This window comes from Aeromonas sp. 602658, assembly GCF_049173005.1.
Taxonomy (GTDB): Bacteria; Pseudomonadota; Gammaproteobacteria; order Enterobacterales; family Aeromonadaceae; genus Aeromonas; species Aeromonas veronii_A.
Genome location: NZ_JAAKRF010000016.1, coordinates 1 through 22,651, shown reverse-complemented (window position 1 = coordinate 22,651; position 22,651 = coordinate 1). Strand labels below are relative to the sequence as shown.

The 22,651-nt window shown below is 57.5% G+C and carries 19 protein-coding genes; 14 read left to right on the top strand and 5 right to left on the bottom strand.

Translation table 11 applies throughout. The features are described 5' to 3' along the window. Window positions 1-6: 6 nt before the first annotated feature. Together aspS and G5253_RS12730 are read left to right on the top strand one after the other, a co-directional pair. Window positions 7-1,773 carry an aspartate--tRNA ligase gene (gene aspS, locus G5253_RS12735; protein WP_005337684.1) on the top strand — a complete coding sequence of 589 codons (1,767 nt, stop codon included), beginning with the start codon at window positions 7-9 and terminating at the stop codon, window positions 1,771-1,773. A 102-nt stretch (window positions 1,774-1,875) separates the two neighbouring features. Further along, the gene (locus G5253_RS12730) at window positions 1,876-2,616 is read left to right on the top strand and encodes a YebC/PmpR family DNA-binding transcriptional regulator (protein ID WP_005337681.1); all 741 of its coding nucleotides are present in this window, start codon (window positions 1,876-1,878) and stop codon (window positions 2,614-2,616) included. 551 nt (window positions 2,617-3,167) lie between these two features. Here the strand turns inward: G5253_RS12730 and adhE are convergent. Further along, window positions 3,168-5,834, bottom strand: a complete 2,667-nt coding sequence (gene adhE / locus G5253_RS12725) for a bifunctional acetaldehyde-CoA/alcohol dehydrogenase (protein WP_019446648.1) — start codon at window positions 5,832-5,834, stop codon at window positions 3,168-3,170. An 839-nt stretch (window positions 5,835-6,673) separates the two neighbouring features. On the opposite strand from adhE, the gene G5253_RS12720 reads away from it, so the two are divergent. From G5253_RS12720 to G5253_RS12690, 7 genes are all read left to right on the top strand, one after another. Continuing rightward, window positions 6,674-7,309, top strand: a complete 636-nt coding sequence (locus G5253_RS12720) for a YchE family NAAT transporter (RefSeq protein WP_005337678.1) — start codon at window positions 6,674-6,676, stop codon at window positions 7,307-7,309. 278 nt (window positions 7,310-7,587) lie between these two features. Then, window positions 7,588-9,207, top strand: a complete 1,620-nt coding sequence (locus G5253_RS12715; RefSeq protein ID WP_266135098.1) for an ABC transporter substrate-binding protein — start codon at window positions 7,588-7,590, stop codon at window positions 9,205-9,207. Window positions 9,208-9,305: 98 nt separating this feature from the next. Beyond that, window positions 9,306-10,226, top strand: a complete 921-nt coding sequence (oppB, locus tag G5253_RS12710) for an oligopeptide ABC transporter permease OppB (protein ID WP_069555437.1) — start codon at window positions 9,306-9,308, stop codon at window positions 10,224-10,226. Window positions 10,227-10,240: 14 nt separating this feature from the next. Continuing rightward, a complete protein-coding gene (gene oppC / locus G5253_RS12705) occupies window positions 10,241-11,152 on the top strand; it encodes an oligopeptide ABC transporter permease OppC (protein WP_266135097.1) in 912 nt (303 codons plus the stop codon). Window positions 11,153-11,206: 54 nt separating this feature from the next. Beyond that, window positions 11,207-12,187 carry an ABC transporter ATP-binding protein gene (locus tag G5253_RS12700; RefSeq protein WP_005337668.1) on the top strand — a complete coding sequence of 327 codons (981 nt, stop codon included), beginning with the start codon at window positions 11,207-11,209 and terminating at the stop codon, window positions 12,185-12,187. Beyond that, on the top strand, window positions 12,188-13,183 hold the full coding sequence (gene oppF, locus G5253_RS12695) for a murein tripeptide/oligopeptide ABC transporter ATP binding protein OppF (protein WP_005337666.1): 996 nt from the start codon (window positions 12,188-12,190) through the stop codon (window positions 13,181-13,183). A 302-nt stretch (window positions 13,184-13,485) separates the two neighbouring features. Next, the gene (locus G5253_RS12690) at window positions 13,486-14,430 is read left to right on the top strand and encodes a TerC family protein (protein ID WP_227342375.1); all 945 of its coding nucleotides are present in this window, start codon (window positions 13,486-13,488) and stop codon (window positions 14,428-14,430) included. 64 nt (window positions 14,431-14,494) lie between these two features. Here the strand turns inward: G5253_RS12690 and alr are convergent, their stop codons facing one another. After that, window positions 14,495-15,721: an alanine racemase gene (gene alr / locus G5253_RS12685; RefSeq protein ID WP_103422279.1), complete on the bottom strand. Its 1,227-nt coding sequence runs from the start codon at window positions 15,719-15,721 to the stop codon at window positions 14,495-14,497. Between the two features lie 173 nt (window positions 15,722-15,894). On the opposite strand from alr, the gene G5253_RS12680 reads away from it, so the two are divergent. Further along, on the top strand, window positions 15,895-16,344 hold the full coding sequence (locus tag G5253_RS12680; protein WP_266135096.1) for a methyltransferase family protein: 450 nt from the start codon (window positions 15,895-15,897) through the stop codon (window positions 16,342-16,344). Window positions 16,345-16,436: 92 nt separating this feature from the next. Here the strand turns inward: G5253_RS12680 and tapW are convergent, their stop codons facing one another. Together tapW and G5253_RS12670 are read right to left on the bottom strand one after the other, a co-directional pair. Further along, window positions 16,437-17,576, bottom strand: a complete 1,140-nt coding sequence (tapW, locus tag G5253_RS12675) for a type IVa pilus ATPase TapW (protein WP_005353124.1) — start codon at window positions 17,574-17,576, stop codon at window positions 16,437-16,439. A gap of 58 nt (window positions 17,577-17,634) precedes the next feature. Next, window positions 17,635-17,991, bottom strand: a complete 357-nt coding sequence (locus G5253_RS12670; RefSeq protein ID WP_005353120.1) for a DMT family protein — start codon at window positions 17,989-17,991, stop codon at window positions 17,635-17,637. Between the two features lie 112 nt (window positions 17,992-18,103). Here G5253_RS12670 and G5253_RS12665 point away from each other — a divergent pair, with 112 nt between their 5' ends. The 3 genes from G5253_RS12665 to G5253_RS12655 all read left to right on the top strand — a co-directional run bounded on the left by G5253_RS12665 (window position 18,104) and on the right by G5253_RS12655 (window position 20,802). Further along, a complete protein-coding gene (locus G5253_RS12665) occupies window positions 18,104-18,835 on the top strand; it encodes a substrate-binding periplasmic protein (RefSeq protein ID WP_266135095.1) in 732 nt (243 codons plus the stop codon). 96 nt (window positions 18,836-18,931) lie between these two features. Next, window positions 18,932-19,939 (top strand): vitamin B12 ABC transporter permease BtuC, encoded by a 1,008-nt coding sequence (gene btuC, locus G5253_RS12660; RefSeq protein WP_266135094.1) that lies wholly within the window; start codon window positions 18,932-18,934, stop codon window positions 19,937-19,939. Window positions 19,940-20,004: 65 nt separating this feature from the next. Beyond that, window positions 20,005-20,802, top strand: a complete 798-nt coding sequence (locus tag G5253_RS12655) for an ATP-binding cassette domain-containing protein (RefSeq protein ID WP_216951571.1) — start codon at window positions 20,005-20,007, stop codon at window positions 20,800-20,802. Between the two features lie 116 nt (window positions 20,803-20,918). On the opposite strand, the gene G5253_RS12650 is transcribed toward G5253_RS12655, so the two are convergent. Next, the gene (locus tag G5253_RS12650; RefSeq protein ID WP_266135093.1) at window positions 20,919-21,980 is read right to left on the bottom strand and encodes a 3-deoxy-7-phosphoheptulonate synthase; all 1,062 of its coding nucleotides are present in this window, start codon (window positions 21,978-21,980) and stop codon (window positions 20,919-20,921) included. Between the two features lie 144 nt (window positions 21,981-22,124). On the opposite strand from G5253_RS12650, the gene G5253_RS12645 reads away from it, so the two are divergent. Next, complete coding sequence (locus G5253_RS12645) at window positions 22,125-22,505, top strand: diacylglycerol kinase (protein WP_005337641.1); 381 nt, start codon at window positions 22,125-22,127, stop codon at window positions 22,503-22,505. The last annotated feature ends 146 nt before the right edge of the window (window positions 22,506-22,651 follow it).

The window sequence follows — 22,651 nt, the reverse complement described above, 5'->3', positions numbered from 1 at the left end:
AAGTCCATGCGCTCTATCTATTGCGGACAGGTCAATGAGGCCCATGCAGGGCAGACCATTACATTGTGCGGTTGGGTTCATCGTCGTCGTGATCTCGGCGGTCTGATCTTTATCGATATGCGCGACCGGGAAGGGATCGTTCAGGTGTTCTTCGATCCGGACAAGCCGGACGCGTTCGCCCTGGCCTCCGAGCTGCGCGGCGAGTTCTGCATCCAGGTGACCGGCGTGGTGCGCACCCGTCCCGAGTCCCAGCGCAACAGCGACATGGCCACTGGCGCCATCGAAGTGTTCGCCCACGAACTCAACATCATCAACCGTGCCGAGCCGCTGCCGCTGGACTTCAATCAGGTCAACAGCGAAGAGATCAGCCTCAAGTATCGCTACCTGGATCTGCGTCGTCCCGAGATGGCCAAGTACCTGAAGACCCGTGCCAAGGCCAGCGCCTTCGTACGCCGCTTCATGGACGAGCACGGCTTCCTCGATATCGAGACCCCGATGCTGACCAAGGCCACCCCGGAAGGTGCCCGTGACTATCTGGTGCCGAGCCGCGTGCACAAGGGCAAGTTCTACGCTCTGCCGCAATCTCCCCAGCTGTTCAAGCAACTGCTGATGATGTCCGGCTTCGACCGTTACTACCAGATCGTCAAGTGCTTCCGTGACGAAGACCTGCGTGCCGACCGCCAGCCGGAATTCACCCAGATCGACGTGGAGACCTCCTTCATGACCGCGCCGCAAGTGCGTGAAGTGATGGAAGAGATGATCCGCAAACTGTGGCTGCACATCCTGAACGTGGATCTGGGCGACTTCCCGATCATGACCTTCGACGAAGCCATGCGTCGTTACGGCTCCGACAAGCCGGACCTGCGTCTGCCGATGGAGCTGGTCGATGTGGCTGATCTGCTGACTGCCGTCGAGTTCGCCGTGTTCGCCGGCCCTGCCAACGATCCGAAAGGCCGCGTGGCAGCCCTGAAAGTACCGGGCGGTGCCGAGCTCTCTCGCAAGCAGATCGACGAATACACCAAGTTTGTCGGCATCTACGGTGCCAAGGGTCTGGCCTGGATGAAGGTCAACGAAGCCGCCAATGGTATCGAAGGCGTGCAGTCTCCGGTTGCCAAGTTTCTCTCTGACGCCATCGTGCGCGAGATCCTGGCCCGTACCGGCGCTGCCGACGGCGACATCATCTTCTTTGGCGCTGACAGCAAGAAAGTGGTCTGCGATGCCATGGGCGCCCTGCGTCTGAAAGTGGGTCGCGATCTGGGCCTGCTGGAGAACAGCTGGAAACCGCTGTGGGTCATCGACTTCCCGATGTTCGAGGAAGATGGTGAAGGTGGTCTGGCCGCCATGCACCACCCGTTCACCGCGCCGAGCAACATGAGCCCGGCCGAGCTGAAAGCCAACCCTGTGGGTGCTTACGCCAACGCCTACGACATGGTGATCAACGGCTACGAAGTGGGTGGCGGCTCTGTCCGTATCCACAACAGCGAGATGCAATCCACCGTGTTCGATATCCTGGGTATCACCCCGGCCGAGCAGCGCCTGAAGTTCGGCTTCCTGCTGGATGCGCTGAAGTACGGTACCCCGCCGCACGCCGGTCTGGCCTTCGGTCTGGACCGTCTCAGCATGCTGCTGACCGGCACCGAAAACATTCGGGACGTCATCGCCTTCCCGAAAACGACCGCGGCTGCCTGTCTGATGACAGATGCCCCCAGTCTTGCCAATGCCGCCCAACTGGGTGAGCTGGCGATTGCAACCACCGTCAAGGGCGACGAGTAAGCCGATACCGGCACCGGAGGCCGCCGCCGTGCGGCCTCTGTGTTTCCCTTGGGTTAGTCATGATCAGTGTTACTGACATTTAAAAAATAACGGAGAGTCTCTATGGCAGGTCACAGTAAATGGGCCAACATCAAACACCGCAAGGCCGCTCAGGACGCCAAGCGTGGCAAGATCTTCACCAAGCTGATCCGCGAAATCACTACCTCCGCGCGTCTGGGTGATGCCGATCCGGCCAACAACCCGCGTCTGCGTGCTGCGGTGACTGCCGCCCTGACCAACAACATGACCCGCGACACCATCAACCGTGCCATTCAGCGTGGCGCCGGTGGTGGCGATGGCGAACAGCTCGAGACCATCGTGTACGAAGGTTACGGCCCGGCTGGCTCTGCGGTGATGGTAGAGTGCCTGACCGACAACCGTAACCGTACCGTAGCCGAAGTGCGTCACGCCTTCAGCAAGTGCGGTGGCAACCTGGGCACCGACGGCTCCGTTGCCTATCTGTTCAGCAAGAAAGGTCTGCTGACCTTCGTGGGTGTGGACGAAGATGCCCTGATGGATGCTGCGCTGGAAGCGGGCGCCGATGACGTGGTCACCGAAGAGGATGGCACCATCGAGGTGTACACCACCCCGAACGACTTCGGTACCGTGCTGGATGGTCTGGAAGCTGCCGGCTTCAAGGCCCAGAGCGCCGAAGTGACCATGATCCCCTCCACCGAAGCTGAGCTGGATGCAGAAACTGCACCCAAACTGATGCGCCTCATCGACATGCTGGAAGATCTGGACGACGTGCAAGAGGTTTACCACAACGGCTCCATCTCCGATGAAGTCGCTGCGACCCTCTGATCGCTGAATCGTGCTCTCCCGATGGCAGCCTGATGGCTGCCATTTTTTTATCTTTGCATCGTGGCAACTGCTGATTGATGTGTCGGTTGATCAACCGGTGCAACAACTCTCTTCACTGACAGTCTTCTCCGCTTTCTCTGCGAATTATCATTGCTCTGTCCCTGCTGCCCTGCACGTACGCCAGTCGGCAGTTCTGCTGCGTTGCGTTAGCGAGGCTCCGCTTATCCTGTTTATCACTCCTTTAGCTCTATAGATGGGGTTCAGTGCTCGCATCTGCCCGTCAGGGTAATTGCGTTGTGGGTAGGGGGAGGAGGTGATGGGACGTGCTCTTGTTATCACAGGTGGCCCATCAATACAGAGTCACAGGTTGGGATATCGATAGCGGATTGGCTGGGACGAGTTGGTTGGTTGGTTGGTTGGTTGGTTGGTTGGTTGGTCCGGAAGATAGGTGCTGCACTAGCGCAATCGGTTGGAGAGAGGAGAGCAGTGAATAAGTGGCAGATAAAAAAAAGCCCGCGCACTGCGCGGGCTTGTTATTTCAGGACTGATTATCAGGCCTTGGATTTCTTCTTGCCTTCAACCTTGGCTTCAACCGGGGCAGCAGTTACCGGAGCGGCTTCGGTGAACGGACGACCATAGTAGGAGTCCAGCAGAACCTGCTTCAGCTCGCTGATCAGCGGGTAGCGCGGGTTGGCGCCGGTGCACTGGTCATCGAAGGCTTCGATAGCCAGCTGGTCAACCTTGGCCAGGAAGTCAGCTTCAGTCACGCCAGCTTCGCGGATAGAGGCCGGGATACCCAGGGTAGCCTTCAGCTCGTCCAGCCAGGTCAGCAGCTTCTCGATCTTGGCTGCGGTGCGGTCACCGGCAGCAGTCAGACCCAGGTGGTCAGCGACTTCGGCGTAACGACGACGAGCCTGCGGGCGGTCGTACTGGGAGAACGCAGTCTGCTTGGTCGGGTTGTCGTTCGCGTTGTAGCGGATGACGTTGCTGATCAGCAGGGCGTTAGCCAGACCGTGCGGAATGTGGAACTCGGCACCCAGTTTGTGAGCCATGGAGTGGCACACACCCAGGAAGGCGTTGGCGAACGCGATACCGGCGATGGTGGCAGCATTGTGCACCTTCTCACGAGCGATCGGGTCGTTGGCACCGTTCTGGTAGCTGGACGGCAGGTACTCTTTCAGCATTTTCAGGGCTTGCAGCGCCTGGCCGTCGGAGTACTCGTTAGCCAGTACGGAAACATAGGCTTCCATGGCGTGAGTCACGGCATCGATACCACCGAAGGCACACAGGGACTTCGGCATGCCCATGACCAAGTTGGCATCAACGATGGCCATGTTCGGAGTCAGCTCGTAGTCAGCCAGCGGATACTTCTGACCAGACACTTCATCGGTTACTACCGCAAACGGAGTGACTTCAGAGCCGGTACCGGAAGTGGTGGTGATACAGACCAGTTCGGCCTTCACGCCCATTTTCGGGAACTTGTAGATACGCTTGCGGATGTCCATGAAGCGCATGGCCAGATCTTCGAACGCAGTGTTCGGGTGCTCGTACATCACCCACATGATCTTGGCCGCATCCATCGGTGAGCCACCGCCCAGCGCCAGGATAACGTCCGGTTTGAAGGAGTTGGCCATCTCGGCACCCTTGCGAACCACAGCCAGGGTCGGGTCAGCTTCTACTTCGTAGAACACTTCCACTTCCATATTCTGTGCTTTCAGCAGGCTGACCAGTTCATCGGCGTAGCCGTTGTTGAACAGGAAGCGGTCAGTCACGACCATGGCACGCTTTTTACCTTCCAGGTCGCTCAGAGCGATCGGCAGGGAACCACGACGGAAGTAGATGGATTTCGGAAGTTTGTGCCACAGCATGTTTTCTGCCCGTTTTGCGACTGTCTTCTTGTTGATCAGGTGCTTCGGACCCACGTTTTCGGAGATGGAGTTACCGCTCCAGGAGCCGCAACCCAGGGTCAGGGACGGTGCCATTGCGAAGTTGTACAGGTCACCGATACCGCCTTGGGTAGACGGAGTGTTGATCAGGATACGCGCGGTCTTCATCTTGTCGCCGAAGTACTTGATGCGGTCAGCGTTGCGGTCCTGGTCGGTGTACAGACCGGAGGTGTGGCCGATACCACCGATGTTGACCATGTCACAGGCCATATCAACGGCGTTTTCGAAGCTGCTTGCACGGAACATACCGAGCAGCGGGGACAATTTCTCGTGAGCAAACTCGTCTTCTGCACACAGTTTGACGCCTTCACCGATCAGGATCTTGGTATCAGCCGGTACAGTCACGCCTGCCATCTCGGCAATCTTGGTGGCTGGCTGGCCAACGATGTTGGCGTTCAGGGCACCGTTGATCAGGATGACTTTACGTACCTTGTCAGCATCTTCTTTGGAGAGCACGTGGCCCTTGTGGGATGCAAAGCGCTCTTTAACCTGGTCGTAGATGGCATCAACAACGATGACTGCCTGCTCGGAAGCACAGACCACGCCGTTATCGAAAGTCTTGGACATCAGGATGGAGGCAACCGCACGCTTCACGTCGGCAGTTTCGTCGATAACGATAGGCACGTTACCGGCACCGACACCGATAGCAGGCTTACCGGAAGAGTAGGCTGCTTTCACCATGCCCGGGCCACCGGTGGCCAGGATCAGGTTGATGTCTTCGTGCTTCATCAGGGCGTTGGAGAGCTCAACAGACGGTTGGTCTATCCAGCCGATGATGTCTTTCGGTGCACCGGCGGCAACAGCGGCATCCAGTACCAGCTTGGCAGCGGTATTGGTGGAGTTCTTGGCGCGGGGGTGCGGGGAGAAGATGATGGCGTTGCGGGTCTTGAGCGCGATCATGGATTTGAAGATCGCAGTGGAGGTCGGGTTGGTGGTCGGAACGATACCACAGATGATACCTACCGGCTCGGCGATGGTGATGGTACCCATCTGATCATCTTCGCTCAGAATGCCGCAGGTCTTCTCGTCTTTGTACTTGTTGTAGATGTATTCGGAGGCGAAGTGGTTCTTGATAACCTTGTCTTCGATGATACCCATACCGGATTCTTCCACGGCCATCTGGGCCAGGGGGATACGGGCGTTGTTGGCGGCCAGGGCGGCGGCACGGAAGATCTTGTCTACCTGCTCTTGAGAGAAGCTGGCGAATTCACGCTGGGCTTCCTTAACGCGGGCGACCAGTGCATCCAGTTCAGCCAAATTGGTTACTGCCATGTTTATCTCCTGATTATTTGAAAACTGTTTAGTAAGACGTTGGCAATGCCCGGCAATTATAGTCGCCCTGTCAAGAGGGTATCGTTGCAACAGCTTTTTCACATGCCTTACTAAATCGCTTTCTGAGTCGATTATAGAGCGGGGCTGACTCAGAAAAACTTGATCTGGATCATGTGTAACAAAAGAACAAAAGAAATTTTATTTCACAATCCTTGTTTGACTGATGTTATCGGAATGTGCATCAAAGGGAAAGGCGAGATACTTGTTAACGCAGGGTAATAAACCACATTTATCAAGTGGTTAATTGCACTCAGCCATAGTATTACAGAGCTATTTTGGCGGTATAGGTTAGCAAATATGAGTGAATTGGTTTCAAAATCACCGACAAACGCACTTTATTCCAGCGTTTGTTGCAAAAATGATTGTTGTTTTAATCCATGACTAATCCGCTTTATTCCCCGAGGGCGCTATTTCTGCCCGCTTCGCGATTTTTGCGTTGTGGCTCTCTTGCCGAGTCAATGAAGTGATGTCTGGCCTGAAATAGTGGAAAGGCAAAGCATAGATTCTCTCGAGTCGCTAGGTAATTCGGTCAGCCACCGTCTGACTCTCTGGGCATGATTAAGCAGGCTTGCGCTCACTTTTCTGGCGCGTGTCGGGCGGTAGAAAGGGCTTTTGGCATCGGTTTATGCCAGTTAGCGCGGATGCATTAGATGAACTAACTAAAAAACCCTCAAAATGGTGAGATTATTTGATTGGTGCCCGCTCTGGCTATGATGTAAATTTACGCACGAAATTAATGGACTGGCCCGCTGGGCCCGAAACTCTATTGGAAGGCGCCTATGGCAGCAATTGACGTCTCGTTGTATCTGAAGTTTTTTGTCGGTTTGTTCGCAATTATCAACCCGCTTGGTTTGTTGCCGGTGTTTGTCAGTCTGACCAGCCACCATACCCAGGCCGAGCGGATGAAAACCAATACCACCGCCAATATCGCGGTGATGGTGATCCTGCTGGTCTCCATGTATATGGGGCAGCTGATCCTCGATGGGTTTGGTATCTCGCTGGCGTCGTTCCGGATCGCCGGTGGGTCGCTGATTACCCTGATTGCCTGGTCGATGCTGCAGGGCAAGCTGGGCGAGGTGAAGCACAACAAACAGGAAAAGGGCGAACTGGCTGTGCGCGAGTCTATCGCCGTGGTACCGCTGGCGCTGCCGCTTATGGCGGGCCCCGGTGCCATCTCCTCGGTGATTGTCTATGCCAGCCAGAGCCACTGGCAGCAGCTGCTCGGCATGTCAGTGGTTGTCGTTGTCTTCTCTTTCTGCTCCTGGCTCATCTTCCGCGCCGCGCCGCTGCTGTTCAAGATCATGGGCAACACCGGTATCAACGTGGTGACCCGTATCATGGGTCTTATCATGATGTCGCTGGGTATCGAGATCATGGTGGCCGGCATCAAGGGGGTTTTCCCCAGCCTGATGTGAGCCAGCTCCGCTTTATGAAAGCCGGTCCTCGTGACCGGCTTTTTATTGGTTGCTTTTTGCCCGGTCTTTTCTAGAATCGAGCGTTTGTGTGAAAAATGAGCGTTTTGTCGGTGTTTTAATACTGAAAAAGCGCGTGTCAGCTGATTTTTTAACCAGAAAATGACGGTTACCCTGACAATATCTGTTGCATTATCGGAATTGGCAGGGAATTATGCTGGGAGCGGGTTTTAACCCCGTCACTTTAAAAACGCATGGAATGTTCTTGTTGGAGTAGGGAAATGACTCATAAAAAAACAATGATTAACACATTGCTGATGGCTGCACTGTTTGGTGGCGTCAATGTGGCTCAGGCTGCCGATGTCCCGGCGGGAACCAAGCTGGCTGAAGTCCAGCAACTGGTAAAAGGCAACGGTTCCGAGCCTGCGACCTTGGACCCACAGAAAGTTGAAGGAACGCCTGAGTCTGCAATTTTGCGCGACCTCTTTGAAGGTCTCGTGACATCCGGTTCGAAAGGGGAAGTTGTTCCTGGTGTCGCAGAGTCTTGGGAAACCAAGGATAACAAGCACTACGTCTTCCACCTGCGCAAAGATGCCAAGTGGTCCAACGGTGAACCTGTCACCGCACATGATTTTGTATATGCCTTCCAGCGTGCAGTTGACCCCAAGACAGCCTCTCCTTACTCCTGGTATCTGGAGATGCCAACTATTGCCAATGCTACAGAGATCATTGCTGGCAAGAAGCCGGCTGATACGCTGGGCGTGAAGGCGACCGACGACTACACCTTCGAAGTGCAGCTCGAGAAGGCTATCCCTTATTTCGTAACCATGCTCTCTCACACCACCACCTACCCGGTACCGAAGAAGGTCATCGAGAAGTATGGTGAAAAATGGACCCAGCCGGGCAATATGGTAGGTAATGGTGCCTACGTATTGAAGGAGTGGGTTGTTAATGAGCGAATTGGCTTGGAGCGTAATAAAAACTACTGGAATGATGCGAAAACGGTGATCAACAAGGTTACCTATCTTCCGATCCAGTCCACCAACGCGGAGCTAAATCGCTTCTTGGCTGGTGAAATTGATATGACATGGAACGTGCCTATCGAACGTTTCAAGCAACTCAAGAAAGATTACCCGGCTGATTTGAAGGTTGAAGGTCTGGTTTCTACTTATTACTACCAGTTCAACATCAAGAAAAAGCCGTTTGATGACGTGCGAGTGCGAACTGCTCTTTCTTATGCGGTCAATCGTGACGTGATTGCAGATAAAGTCATGGGGCAAGGGCAAAAACCCGCATATGGGTTGACGCCTGACTATGTCGATGGTTTTAAACCGGTTGCCCCAGAGTGGTCAAAAATGACCCAGGCCGAGCGTGATGCCAAGGCCAAGGCGCTGCTTGAAGAGGCAGGTTTCGATGCCAGCAAGCCGTTGAAGTTCGAGCTGCTCTACAACACCGATGACAACCACAAGAAAGTGGCTGTGGCCGTTGCTTCCATGTGGAAAAAACTGGGTGCAGAGGTCAGTTTAGTGAACCAGGAGTGGAAAACTTACCTGGAAACCAAGAAGCAGGGCCAGTTTGACGTGGGTCGTGCCGGCTGGAGCGCCGACTACAACGAAGCCTCATCCATGCTGGATCTGATGCAGACCACTCACGGCAACAACGATGGCAAGTACTCCAATCCAGCGTTTGACAAGTTGATGACCGACTCTCGTGATCAGGTTGATGCGGACGCTCGCAACAAGCTCTATGTCCAGGCGGAAGAGATCCTGGCCAAGGACATGCCGATCATCCCGATATACCAATATGTTCAACCTCGGATGGTCAAAGCTTATGTTGGGGGTTACCCAAGCAACCCGCTGGATAACCTCTACAGCAAAGATATGTACATCATTGCTCACTGATTTAAAGCAACAAGTCGCATAACAAGCAGGGCCCGCCGGACGGCGGGCCTTTATTACAATCGCGACCCTTTGGAAGCAGTACAGGACAGGAAATGTCTATGTTGAAATTCATTTTTAAACGGCTATTGGAAGCGATCCCGACTCTGTTGGTCTTGATCACTGTCTCTTTCTTCATGATGCGTTTCGCCCCGGGTAACCCCTTTACCAGCGAACGTTCACTTCCCCCTGAAGTGATGGCCAATATCGAGGCCAAATATGGGCTCGACAAACCCATTGGCATGCAATATCTCACCTACCTGGGCAACCTGGTGCAGGGTGATTTGGGTCCCTCTTTCAAATACAAGGATTTCACCGTCAATGATCTGGTGAGCCAGGCGTTGCCTGTATCCGCCAAGATCGGGACCACGGCCTTCTTCTTCGCCGTGTTGCTGGGGGTCACCTTCGGCACCATAGCGGCACTGAAACAGAACACCATCATCGATTATCTGCTGATGTCGTCGGCTATGGCCGGGGTGGTGATCCCGGGCTTTGTGCTGGCGCCCTTGCTGGTGCTGTTTTTCAGTATTCATCTGGGCTGGTTCCCTGCCGGTGGCTGGCAGGGCGGTGGCATCCAGTTTATGGTGCTGCCGGTGTTCGGCATGATGATGTACTACATCTCTGCCATCTCGCGGATCATGCGGGGCAGCATGATCGAGACCATGAACTCGAACTTCATCCGTACCGCCCGTGCCAAGGGCTTGCCGCTGCGCCACATCATCCTGAAACACGCGCTGCGTCCGGCCATGCTGCCGGTGGTCTCCTATCTGGGCCCGGCCTTTGTCGGCATCATCACAGGTTCCGTGGTGATCGAGACTATCTTCGGCCTGCCGGGGATCGGTCAGCTGTTCGTCAACGGTGCCCTTAACCGTGATTACTCCATGGTGCTCGGTCTGACCATTCTGGTCGGCGCCCTCACCATCACCTTTAACGCAGTGGTCGATATTCTCTACGCCTTTATCGATCCCAAGATCCGTTACTAATTCGGGAGTTCATCATGGTTGTTTCAACTGAAAAACGCGATGCCGTCGGGGCGTTCGCGCAAAAAGTGGAAGTGGTGGAGGGGCGCTCCCTGTGGAAGGATGCCCGTCGCCGTTTCCTGCGCAACAAGGCGGCCCTGACCAGCCTGATCATTCTGACCATCATCGGTCTGGCGGTCATCTTTGGCCCCCATTTGTCCCAATACACCTTTGACGATCCGGACTGGGGCGCCATGCAGTCGCCGCCGGATATGGAAGCAGGTCACTACTTCGGAACCGACAGTCTGGGGCGCGATCTGTTCGTGCGCACCCTGCTGGGCGGTCGCATCTCCCTGATGGTCGGCATCATGGGCGCCATGGTGGCGGTCATCATCGGCACCCTGTATGGCGCGGCCTCCGGCTTTATCGGCGGGCGGGTCGACAGCCTGATGATGCGGGTACTGGAGATCCTCAACGCCTTCCCCTTCATGTTCTTTGTCATCATGCTGGTCACCTTCTTTGGCCGCAATCTGGCACTCATCTTTATCGCTATCGGGGCGGTGAGCTGGCTCGACATGGCGCGTATCGTGCGCGGCCAGACTCTCAGCCTCAAGAGCAAGGAGTTTATCGAGGCGGCCCACGTCTGTGGCGTCTCCAAGTGGAAGATCATCACCCGTCACATCGTACCGAACGTACTCGGTATCGTGGCCGTTTACGCCACCTTGCTGGTGCCGGGGATGATCATGTTTGAATCCTTCCTGAGTTTCCTGGGCCTTGGGGTTCAGGAACCGATGACCAGCTGGGGTGCCCTGCTGGATGAAGGCTCCAAGTCGATGGAAGTGGCCATCTGGCAACTGCTGTTCCCCGCCGGTTTTATGGTGGTGACCCTGTTTTGCTTCAACTTCCTCGGGGATGGTCTGCGTGACGCCCTTGATCCGAAAGATCGTTAATCGAGCATCGGGTCGACAGGAAAGCATCACGAAAGATCGATAAGGAGTTTTTATATGAAGTTACTGGATGTGAAAGATCTGCGGGTCGAGTTCAAGACCCCGGATGGCAATGTGGTGGCGGTCAACGACCTCAATTTTTCTCTCTCTGCGGGTGAAACCCTGGGGATCGTCGGCGAGTCCGGCTCCGGTAAATCCCAGACGGCCTTTGCCATCATGGGGCTGCTGGCCAAGAACGGCATTATTACCGGTTCCGCCAAGTTTCAGGGGGAGGAGATCCTCAACCTGCCGGAGTCCAAGCTCAACAAGATCCGCTCCGAGAAGATCGCCATGATCTTCCAGGACCCCATGACCTCGCTCAACCCCTACATGAAGGTGCAGGATCAGCTGATGGAAGTGCTGATGTTGCATAAGGGCGTCAGCAAGGCGGAAGCGTTCGAAGAGTCGGTGCGGATGCTCGATGCGGTGAAAATTCCCGAAGCGCGCAAGCGGATGGGGATGTATCCCCACGAGTTCTCCGGCGGCATGCGTCAGCGGGTGATGATCGCCATGGCACTGCTCTGCCGGCCGCAACTGCTGATCGCCGACGAACCGACTACCGCACTCGACGTGACCGTACAGGCCCAGATCATGACTCTGATGAATGAGCTCAAGCGCGAGTTCAACACCGCCATCATCATGATCACCCATGACCTTGGCGTGGTCGCCGGTATCTGCAACAAGGTGCTGGTGATGTATGCCGGTCGTACCATGGAGTACGGCAAGGTAGACGATATCTTCTATCGCCCGAGCCACCCCTACACCGAAGGCCTGCTGCGCGCCATTCCTCGTCTCGATACCGAAGGGGAAGTGTTGCCCACCATCCCGGGCAATCCGCCCAACCTGCTGCGTCTGCCGACCGGTTGCCCCTTCCAGGAGCGTTGCCACCGTGTGAGCGAGATTTGCGGCCAGCAGTCACCGATCCTGACCCCGTTCAACGACGGTCGGGAGCGTGCTTGCCACTGGGTTTCGGATGCCATGAACAAGGGGGCCAACTAAATGGGTGCCGACAAAAAATTGCTGTTGGAAGTGTCTGACCTCAAGGTCCACTTCAGTATCAAGAGTGGCAAGGCGTGGCCTTGGGCCAAGCCATCCGATTTGAAGGCGGTCGATGGCGTTACCCTGCGCCTCTACGAAGGGGAAACCCTCGGCGTGGTGGGTGAATCCGGCTGCGGCAAATCGACCTTTGCCCGCGCCATCATCGGTCTGGTACCGGCCACCGATGGCAAGGTGGTGTGGCTGGGTGACGATCTCACCAAGCTCGATCAGAATGCCCTGCGCGAGAAGCGCAAAGAGATCCAGATGATCTTCCAGGATCCGCTGGCTTCTCTGAACCCACGCATGACCATCGGCGACATCATCGCCGAGCCGCTCATCACCTTCTATCCCAACCTGCCACGGGAAGAGGTGAAGGAGAAGGTGCGCGCCATGATGAGCAAGGTGGGGTTGTTGCCCAACCTGGTCAACCGCTATCCGCACGAGTTCTCCGGCGGCCAGTGCCAGCGGATCGGGATTGCCCGGGCGCTGATCCTCGAGCCCAAGATGATCATCTGCGATGAGCCGGTGTCAGCGCTTGATGTCTCTATCCAGGCACAGGTGGTCAACCTGCTCAAATCCCTGCAAAAGGAGATGGGGCTGTCGCTCATCTTCATCGCCCACGATCTGTCGGTTGTCAAACATATCTCCGATCGGGTGCTGGTGATGTATCTGGGCAACGCCGTTGAGCTGGGGACTCGCAAGGAGATCTTTGCCAACCCGTTGCATCCCTACACCAAGGCGCTGATGTCCGCGGTGCCAATCCCGGACCCTGAGCTGGAGCGCAACAAGGTGATCCAGATCCTGGAGGGGGACTTGCCCTCACCGATGAACCCGCCGTCCGGTTGCGTGTTCCGCACCCGCTGCCCGGTGGCTGGCCCCGAGTGCGCCAAGACCCGCCCCGTGCTGGAGGGGAACTTCGATCACGCGGTCTCCTGCCTCAAGGTCGACCCGCTCTGATGGGGATGTGTTGAACCTGCTTGCGGGGCTCCTTGATGGGGCCCCGATTTATTTTTGACGGCAGTGAAGATGCCTCTTGGCGTTATCTTTTACCGCTGCTACTATCCGCGCAACAAGGGGAGTAACTTCTCGCCGGTTTGTCGTCATTACGGTGCACCCATATCCTGCAGTGCACCCGGCAGCCGGGCAGTCGATGCAAATCAGCTGTAAGTGAGACCTTGCCGAGAGGCAAGGTGTATCTGCTCCAAACGCAAACCCACGCCTCTCGGTCGTGGGTTTTGTCGTTTTTGGGAGAAGTGAAAATGGGTGAATGGTGGATGTGGACCGGTTTCTTCAGCATAGTGCTGGTCCTGTTATGGATAGACATACGCTTTGTCGGTGGCGGCAAGTCACACAAGGTGTCCCTCAAAGAGGCGGGCGTCTGGTCCCTCATCTGGATCAGTGTTGCTCTGCTCTTCAACCTGGCCATCTGGTTTTGGCTGGACCACAGCGCTGGCCGTGACATTGCCAACCAGAAGGGATTGGAGTTCCTCACCGGCTACCTCATCGAGAAAGCGCTGGCAGTGGACAACGTATTCGTCTGGCTGATGCTGTTCGGTTACTTTGCCATTCCGGCCGAGCTGCAGCGCCGGGTGCTGCTCTATGGAGTACTGGGTGCCATCGTGATGCGTGCCGGTATGGTGTTCGCGGGTAGCTGGCTCATCGAGCAGTTCCACTGGATCCTCTATCTGTTCGGCGCTTTCCTGCTGCTGACCGGTGCCAAGATGCTGTGGGCGGCCGACAAGGAGCCGGACTTGGCCAACAATCCGCTGCTAGGCTGGATGCGCCGTCGTTTCAAGGTGACCGAGACCCTGGAAGGGGAGAAGTTCTTCGTCTGGCGTGACGGTGTGCGCTATGCCACCCCGCTGCTGCTCATTCTGGTGTTGGTGGAGGTGAGCGATCTCATCTTCGCGGTGGACAGTATCCCGGCCATCTTCGCGGTGACCACGGATCCCTTCATCGTGCTGACCTCCAACATCTTCGCCATCATGGGTCTGCGCGCCATGTACTTCCTACTGGCGGGTGTGGCTGATCGCTTCGCCCTGCTCAAATACGGTCTGGCGCTGATCCTGATGTTTATCGGGGTCAAGATGCTGCTGCTGGATATCTTCAAGATCCCGACCGGCATAGCACTGGGCGTAGTCGCGTTGATCCTGCTGGCATCCATGGGGCTGAGTCTGTTTGTGACCCGTAAAAAGGCCGCTTAAACGCAACATCATTTAATACCAAACAACAAGGGCTCCCGCGGGAGCCCTTTTTCATATCGTGTTATCAGCGTTTGATCTTCTTGGGGTTGGTGTAGCCCCAGATGGTGTACATGTCCGCCAGCAGGGCGCCGTTGTACTCCTCCAGATCCGCCTGTTTCACTTCGGCGTCACCCTGACGGCCAAACAGCACCACCTCGTCGCCGGGTTTCACCCCTTTCAGATCAGTCACATCCACCATGATGGTGTTCATGGAAGTCTTGCCGACCACCGGCACCTTCTGACCCTGGATCAGCACATAGGCTTTGTTGCTGAGGGCACGGCGATAGCCATCGGAGTAGCCCAGCGGCAGGTTGGCGAGCCAGGAGTCACGCTTGAGGGTAAAGGTGCGGTCATAACCGACGGTGTTGCCCGCTGCATAGTGGTTGACAGAAGCGACCTGGGTCTTGAATGCCATCACCCGCTTGTATTCGGTGTGGGAGGGGATGGAGTCTCCGTAGAGCAGGCCGCCCGGGCGCACCATGTCGAAGTAGGCGTCCGGCACGGCCAGAGTGGCGAAGGAGTTGGCGGCGTGGATGGTGATCTTGCTGCGATCCAGTTTGCCCGCTTCCAGCAGCCACTGGGAGTCCAGTTTGAACTGGGCCAGTCCCATCTTGACGTCCTCTTTCTCCTCAACCGGGAAGTGGGTCATGATGCCGACCGGGGTGATCCCCTTTAGCTTGAGCATGGCCAGCGCATCCTGCTTGGCATCGGCCAGGCGCAGGTCGATGCCGTTGCGGCTCATGCCGGCTGAGTTGAGCGCGATATGCACCGGAATGGTGGTGTGGTGGCGCTGGGCGATATCGGCGATACCCTGGGCACTCACCAGACTGCCGATCAGCTCCTCCATCTTGTAGGGCAGGGCCTGCTCTACTTCATCCGGGGTGGCAGCACGCACCCGCATCAGACGGCCGGTAAAGCCCTTCTCGCGGGCGACGCGCGCCTCTTCGTTGCTGGCGATGCCGATGCAGGGGATATTGGCCTTGACCACGGAGGGGACCAGCAGGTCGATGCCATGACCGTAAGCGTCGGCCTTCATGATGGCGCAGATCTGCGGGCCCTTGTCACCGAGACGATCCTTGAGGGTCTGGATATTGTGCTCAAAGGCGCCCAGATCCACTTCCAACCAGGCGTTGCTGGCGGTTTGCTCCTGGCCGTTGCGATGATCCGTCGCAAGGGGCAGATAGGGAGCCGCAACGGCTTGGCCCGCGAGCAGGCCGAAGATCAGGGTAGCCAGCAGAGTTTTCTTGTGCATGGTGATTCCTTTTTGTTGTTCGCGTTGGATAGTTTGGACGGGGTCGGCCACATTGGTGGTGGTTTAACCACAACTTGTTGTTATTATTATGATCTTTGTCACTCTCAACAGGCGCTGACTGGTTGGGAGTCTACCGCAACACGGGTTCGGCCGACACTCGTCAGGGGAAGAAAATGGTCAATCTTGAGTTACGTTTGCCACCACCGCTGATCTTCCTGCTCTGTGCTGGTGTCATGTGGTGGCTAAGAGGGGAGAGCCAGCCCGGTATCTGGGCAATGACGCTGATGGATGTGCTGGTCGTGGTGGGGGCCATCATGGGCTTTGGGGCCCTGCAACGGTTTCGTCACCATCAGACCACGGTCAGCCCCACCAAACCGCAGCACACCAGTCGTCTGGTGACCTGCGGCGTTTATCGTGTCAGTCGCAATCCCATGTATCTGGGGCTGCTCTGCTGGCTGGCCGCCTGGGGCTGTTATCTGGGGGGAAGTTGGGTCTGGGTTGGGCCAATCGTGCTGGTTGCCTGGCTGACTCGCTTTCAGATCATGCCGGAGGAGCGGCTGCTGCGCGCCCGTTTCGGCGACGAGTATGTGGCGTATTGCCAGCGCGTTCGCCGTTGGTGCTGACAGGCAGTGATCTTCGTGAGCTGAGGGATAAGTCGGGCCAGCCGTGCTGGATAAAGAGAACCCCGGCTGGCCCGGGGTTCTCGAGGGGCTAGTTAGAAAAAATCGCCCTTCTCGTCCTTGGTGGGTTCGAGGCTCCAGCCGGTGGCATCACTGCTGCTGGCAATCTGCCCCTTCTCCTTCCACAACTTGATCTTGAGGCGCAGGTTGTTGGCCGAGTCGGCGTTTTTCACCGCCTCTTCTTCCTCAATCACCCCTTCCACCACCAGATCGAACAGTGCACTGTCGAAGGTAACCATGCCGAGGGCCTTGGATTTTTCCATCACCTCTTTGAGGCCGCCAAATTCGCCGCGCTTGATCATGTCGCGGATGGTGTGGGTGCCGAGCATGATCTCCACTGCGGCCCGGCGGCCGCCATCGGTGGTTTTTACCAGCCGCTGGGAGACAAAGGCCTTGAGGTTGTTGCCCAGATCGTTGAGCAGTTGCGGACGGCGCTCCTCGGGGAAGAAGTTGATGATGCGATCCAGCGCCTGGTTGGCGTTGTTGGCGTGCAGGGTGGAGATGGCAAGGTGGCCGGTTTCGGAGAAGGCCAGCGCATGTTCCATGGTCTCTCGATCGCGAATTTCGCCGATAAGAATGACGTCCGGCGCCTGACGCAGGGTATTTTTCAGCGCAGCGTGGAAGCTGCGGGTATCCACGCCAACTTCCCGCTGGTTGATGATGCTCTTGCGGTGGCGATGAACGAACTCCACCGGATCCTCGATGGTAATGATGTGTCCGCCGCTGTTGCGGTTGCGGTGGTCGATAAGCGCCGCCAGCGAGGTAGATTTACCCGAGCCGGTACCGCCGACAAACAGTACCAGGCCGCGTTTCTCCATGATGGTGTCGAGCAACACAGGCGGGAGTTTGAGATCTTCAAAGCGGGGGATTTCGGTCTTGATGTTGCGGGCCACCAGAGAGACTTCGTTGCGCTGCTTGAAGATGTTGACCCGAAAGCGGCCGATCTGGGGCAGGGAGATGGCGAGGTTCATCTCCAGATCCTTCTCGAACTGCTGCTTCTGCTCGCCATCCATGATCTCGGCGGCGATCCGCGCCACTTCACCCGGCTCCAGCGGCGTTTCGTTGAGGGGGCGCAGGCCGCCGTTAAACTTGGCGCAGGGGGGCGCGCCGGTCGACAGATAGAGGTCTGAGCCATCCTGCTTGGCCAGGATCTGTAACATGTCTCGCAATTCCATTTTTTTGCCTCGTCGATCAATGAGATGCCATGAGCGGGATGATATTGAGTGTACAGCCTCAGGCGCCGGTCAGTTTCTCGCGAAAGACAAAAAAGACCGCACCGAGAATGCAGAGCCCTGCCCAGAGATAGTCCCATTTCAGATCTTCCTTGAGATAGAAGATAGAGAAGGGGACGAATACGGTGAGTGTGATCACTTCTTGCAAGATTTTAAGTTGGCCTACGCTCATCACCGTATGGCCGATGCGGTTGGCGGGCACTTGCAGCAGGTATTCGAACAGGGCGATACCCCAGCTCACCAGGGCGGCAATGATCCAGGGTTTATGGTTCATGCTCTTGAGGTGAGCGTACCAGGCGAAGGTCATAAAGACGTTGCTGCAGAGCAGCAGACCGATACTGGCGAAAATCGGGTTCATTGGGTTCTCCTTGAAAATCCGGCGCATTTTATCCCTGAACCACGGGTTTTCATACGTGGTGTGGGAGGGTATTTTTAACCAACAGGATAAGCCGTGCGAGGTATGCGACGGGATGGGCAAGTTATGCGGGATTGTGTTGTTACTGTTATTTGCCATGCCGGTGCGAGCGACCCCGACGCTGACGGTGGCCACCGATCTGTGGCCGCCATTTCGCATCCAGCAAGCGGATGGCCGGTTGCAGGGGCTCGACATGGACATCATGCGCCGGTTGCAACAGGCGAGCGGCATTGAGTTGCAGGTACGGCGGATGCCGTGGGGCAGGGCGCTCAAGCAGATGCAGACCGGTCAGGTCGATCTGATGATTGGCCTCGCCTATACCGCCGAGCGGGCGCAGTTCATCGACTATCTGCAGCCTGCCTATTACCAATGCTGGCCCGCGTTTTATGGTCAGCCGGTCAATGTGGCCCGGATCCACCAATACCGCGATCTGCAGGGGGTGAAGGTGGGCTATGTGCTCAACTCCGCCTACTTTGAGCCCTTCAGCAGTGACAGCCGCCTCGACAAGCACGGAGTACCCACCGAAGATCAGCTGCTGCGCATGGTGCAGCGCGGTCACCTGCCGCTGATGATTGGCACCGACTGTCAGGTGGACTATGCCCTGAGTCAGGGAAATGCCAGCCGGATAGGCAAGGCGGACTACCGCCCCGCCACGCCGGTGACCCTCTATCTCGGGATGAGCAAGCACTCACCTCACCAGTCGCTGCGCCAGCCCTTGCTGGTGGCGCTGCAAAATCTGGTGGCCAGCGGCGAGATAAGCGTGATGGCAAAGCGTTACCAGCCTTGACCTTGGGTGGCAAGCCACTGTTATCATGCCCTTTTCCTGCTTCCCCCCGGCGCTGCGACAGGGCCGGGGGAAAGCCTTGTTATTCGGGGATCTTCCTTGTACCTCTCCCTTATCGCCCGCCAGCAGCGCTGGCAGCGGCGCTGGCTCTGTGGCCTGACGCTGCTGACCCTGCTGCTGTTTCTCTTCTCCCTCGTCTGGGGCGAGTTTGTGCTGCTGCCCTGGCATCCCCTTGGCGATCTCGAACTGCGCATCCTGCTGGAGCTGCGTCTGCCGCGTGCCTTGCTGGCCCTATTGGCTGGCGCAGCCCTTGCTTGTGGCGGCGCCGTGTTGCAGGTGATGCTGCACAACCCGGTGGCCGAACCCGGGCTGCTTGGTGTCTCGAGCGGGGCTGGCCTTGCCGCCATGGTGGCGATGGCGGTGGCCAAGTCCCTCGGCCTCTATCTGCCCGGCTGGGGGCTGTCGCTGGCGGCCTTTGGTGGCGCCCTGCTGGTGACCATGCTGCTCATTCGGCTGGCTCGCCGGGCGCGTCTCGGCCATGCCCGCTTGCTGTTGTTTGGCGTCGCTATCGGTATTCTTACCAATGCCGCCATGACCTGGTTGATGTACTTTGCCGACGATGGTTCCTTGCGTGAATTCATGTTCTGGATGATGGGTAGCCTCTCTTACGGCAGCCAGCAGTTTGGCTGGTGGTGGCTGGTGCTGCCGCTCACCCTGGGCTGGCTCTGCTGGCAGGGCAAGGCGCTGCAACAGTTGTTGTTGGGGGAGACTCAGGCCCGCCTGATGGGGATGGATGTCGACAGGATGCGGGTGCGGTTGGTGCTGGCGGTCTGTCTGCTGACCGGTGTGGCGGTGTCGTTGTGTGGTGTCATCGGTTTTGTCGGGTTGGTGGTGCCCCATCTGCTGCGGCTCTGCGGTGGCTGCGATCAGCGCTTTCTGCTGCCTGCCTCGGCGCTTGGCGGCGGGGCCCTGCTGCTGGCGGCCGATCTGGTTGCTCGATCCACCCTGAGCGCGGGGGAGTTGCCTATCGGCGTCATCACCGCCTCGGTGGGGGCGCCGCTCTTTATCTACCTGCTATTGAGGCAAACTGCCGATGGTGCTGCATGAATATCTGCATGATTTGGTCGGGGCGCGCAGTCTCCTTATTTACCCGTTGTTGAGGCAAGATGCCGATGTCACCCGCTGATCCCATGCCGGTTTCTTCTCGTGCTGCTGCGCCGCTGCTGGAAGCACGCGCACTCGCCATTGCCGGACGGCTCTCTCCCCTCGATCTTCGCTGGCATGGCGGCCAGCTGGTGGCGCTGCTTGGACCCAATGGCAGTGGCAAGTCGACCCTGCTCGGGGCGCTGGCGGGGATTTTACCCGCCGATGGCACAGTGCTGCTGGGGGGGGAAGTGCTTACTGACCTGAGTTGGCCCGAGCTTGCCAAACGGCGCGCCATGCTGCCCCAACGTCAGCCCCAGCTGTTTCATATTCCGGTGTTTCAGGTATTGAGCCTGGGGCTTGATGAGATGGTTGCACCTGCCAGACAGAACGAGGCGATAAATGCATTGTGCGAGGCATTGGAGCTGGAAGCTTTGCTGGCCCGGGACTTCAGCCGGTTGTCGGGGGGCGAGCAGCAGCGGGTGCTGATTGCCCGCACCCTGCTGCAGGTGTGGCCGAGCCTCAATCCGACCGGCAAGGTGCTGCTGCTGGACGAGCCGCTGGCGGGGCTCGACCTGCATCACCAGCTGGCGCTATTGCGGTTGCTGAAAACCCTGGCCGCTCAGGGCTTGCTGGTGGTGCTCGCCATCCACGATATCAATCTGGCCATCGACTGGGCCGACCGCATTCTCTGCCTGCAAGGGGGCGCGGTGGTGCGCGAAGGGGGTGTCGAGCTGGTGGATGAGGCGCTGCTGGCGCAGGTATTCCAGATCCGCACCGACCGCATCGAAGCTGCGGGGCGCGTGTGGTTTATGCCCAGTTTGTAAGTAGGGTGTACAGGAAAGAGGGCGCATGTAGGGTCGATTAGCGAAGCGTAATCGGCCGACGGCAAGAAGAAGGGGCCGGTATCAAAAATACTGGCCCCTTTGGTTTTATTCGCAGTTCAAGCCTGTTTGCTCAGGCGCACCTGCGCCGCCTCTGCCAGCATCGCCAGCAGGGTTTCGGTGTCGCTCCATGACAGGCAGGCATCGGTGATGCTCTGGCCGAAGGTGGCGGCGCAGCCGTTCTCCACATCCTGACGCCCTTCCACCAGGAAGCTCTCGGCCATGATGCCGGCGATGCCGGTACGGCCGCGGCGCAGTTGATCGCAGATATCTTGCGCCACCAGCAGCTGACGGCGGTGATCCTTCATGCTGTTGCCGTGGCTGAAATCGACCACCAGACGCTCCGGCAGGCCCACATCGGCCAACGCTTCACAGGCTTCATCGACACTGGCGGTGTCGTAGTTGGGTCGGTGGCCGCCACGCAGGATCACATGACCAAAGGGGTTACCGGCGGTGCGGTAGATGGTCATCTTGCCGTCCTTGTCCGGCGAATAGAAGATGTGGCTGTGACGGGCGGCGCGCACCGCATCGATGGCGATGCGGGTATTGCCGTCGGTGCCGTTTTTGAAGCCGACCGGGCAGGAGAGGGCCGAAGCCATCTCGCGGTGTACCTGGGATTCAGTGGTACGTGCGCCGATGGCGCCCCAGGTGATGAGGTCGGCAATATACTGGCCGGTCACCATATCGAGGAATTCGGTGGCAGTGGGCATGCCGATCTCGTTGATGTCGACCAGCAGTTTGCGCGCCAGTTTCAGCCCTTCGTTGACATCGAAGCTGCCATCGAGGCGCGGATCGTTGATCAGCCCTTTCCAGCCGACGATGGTGCGCGGCTTCTCGAAATAGGTGCGCATCACGATGCAGAGGCTCTCTTTATACTGCGCGCGCAGGGCGTTGAGGCGCTGGGCATACTCGCGAGCAGCAGCGGGATCATGGATAGAGCAGGGGCCGACAATGACCAGCAGGCGCTGATCGTCTCCGGCCAGAATGGCTTCCACTTCGCGACGGGCATCCAGCAGATTCTGGGCAATGGTATCGGTGATCGGAAACGCGTGTGCAAGCTCGCTCGGAGTGATCAGTGACTCCAGGCGACGGGTGCGCAATTCATCTGTGTGAATGGACATACAACTCAAGTCTCGAGTGGGTGGTGTCAGCCGCAAGGGGCGAAAAAGCAAAGAGATAAAATAAAGCAAAAGTCCCCTGATTGAAACCTTGGGGGGCTCTGATAGGATGTGAGGCCAAAATCGATTCCAAATGAGGTAGATAGCGTGGCAAAGCCAGGGGCAACCGGGGTCACCCGCATCATCAACGCAACCGGTTACAGCATGAAGGGGCTCAAGTCAGCCTGGATTAACGAGGCGGCTTTTCGGCAGGAGCTGATGCTGATCCTGTTGCTGATGCCGCTGGCCTTCTGGCTGGGGGATTCCCTCAACCAGATCCTGCTGCTTATCGTCATCAGCTGGCTGGTGGTGATCGTCGAGATCCTCAACTCTGCCATTGAAGCTGTGGTAGACAGGGTTGGCTCCGAGCATCATGAGCTCTCCGGTCGCGCCAAGGATTTGGGCTCCGCCGCCGTCTTTATCGCGCTGGCCCTGAACGCCCTGGTATGGGGGGCGCTGGTGGGCCGCAACCTGTTGGGGTGGTGGTAAGCCACTACGCTGCCTTTAGGTTCTGTGTCTAGTCCTGAAATAGGTTTACACATTTTCAACTAGCATTTATCTACTCAGAACCCCCTATGTACCGCATCGGGGGTTCTGTATTTCAACGCATGATGCGGCCGCTCCTCGTTGTAAAT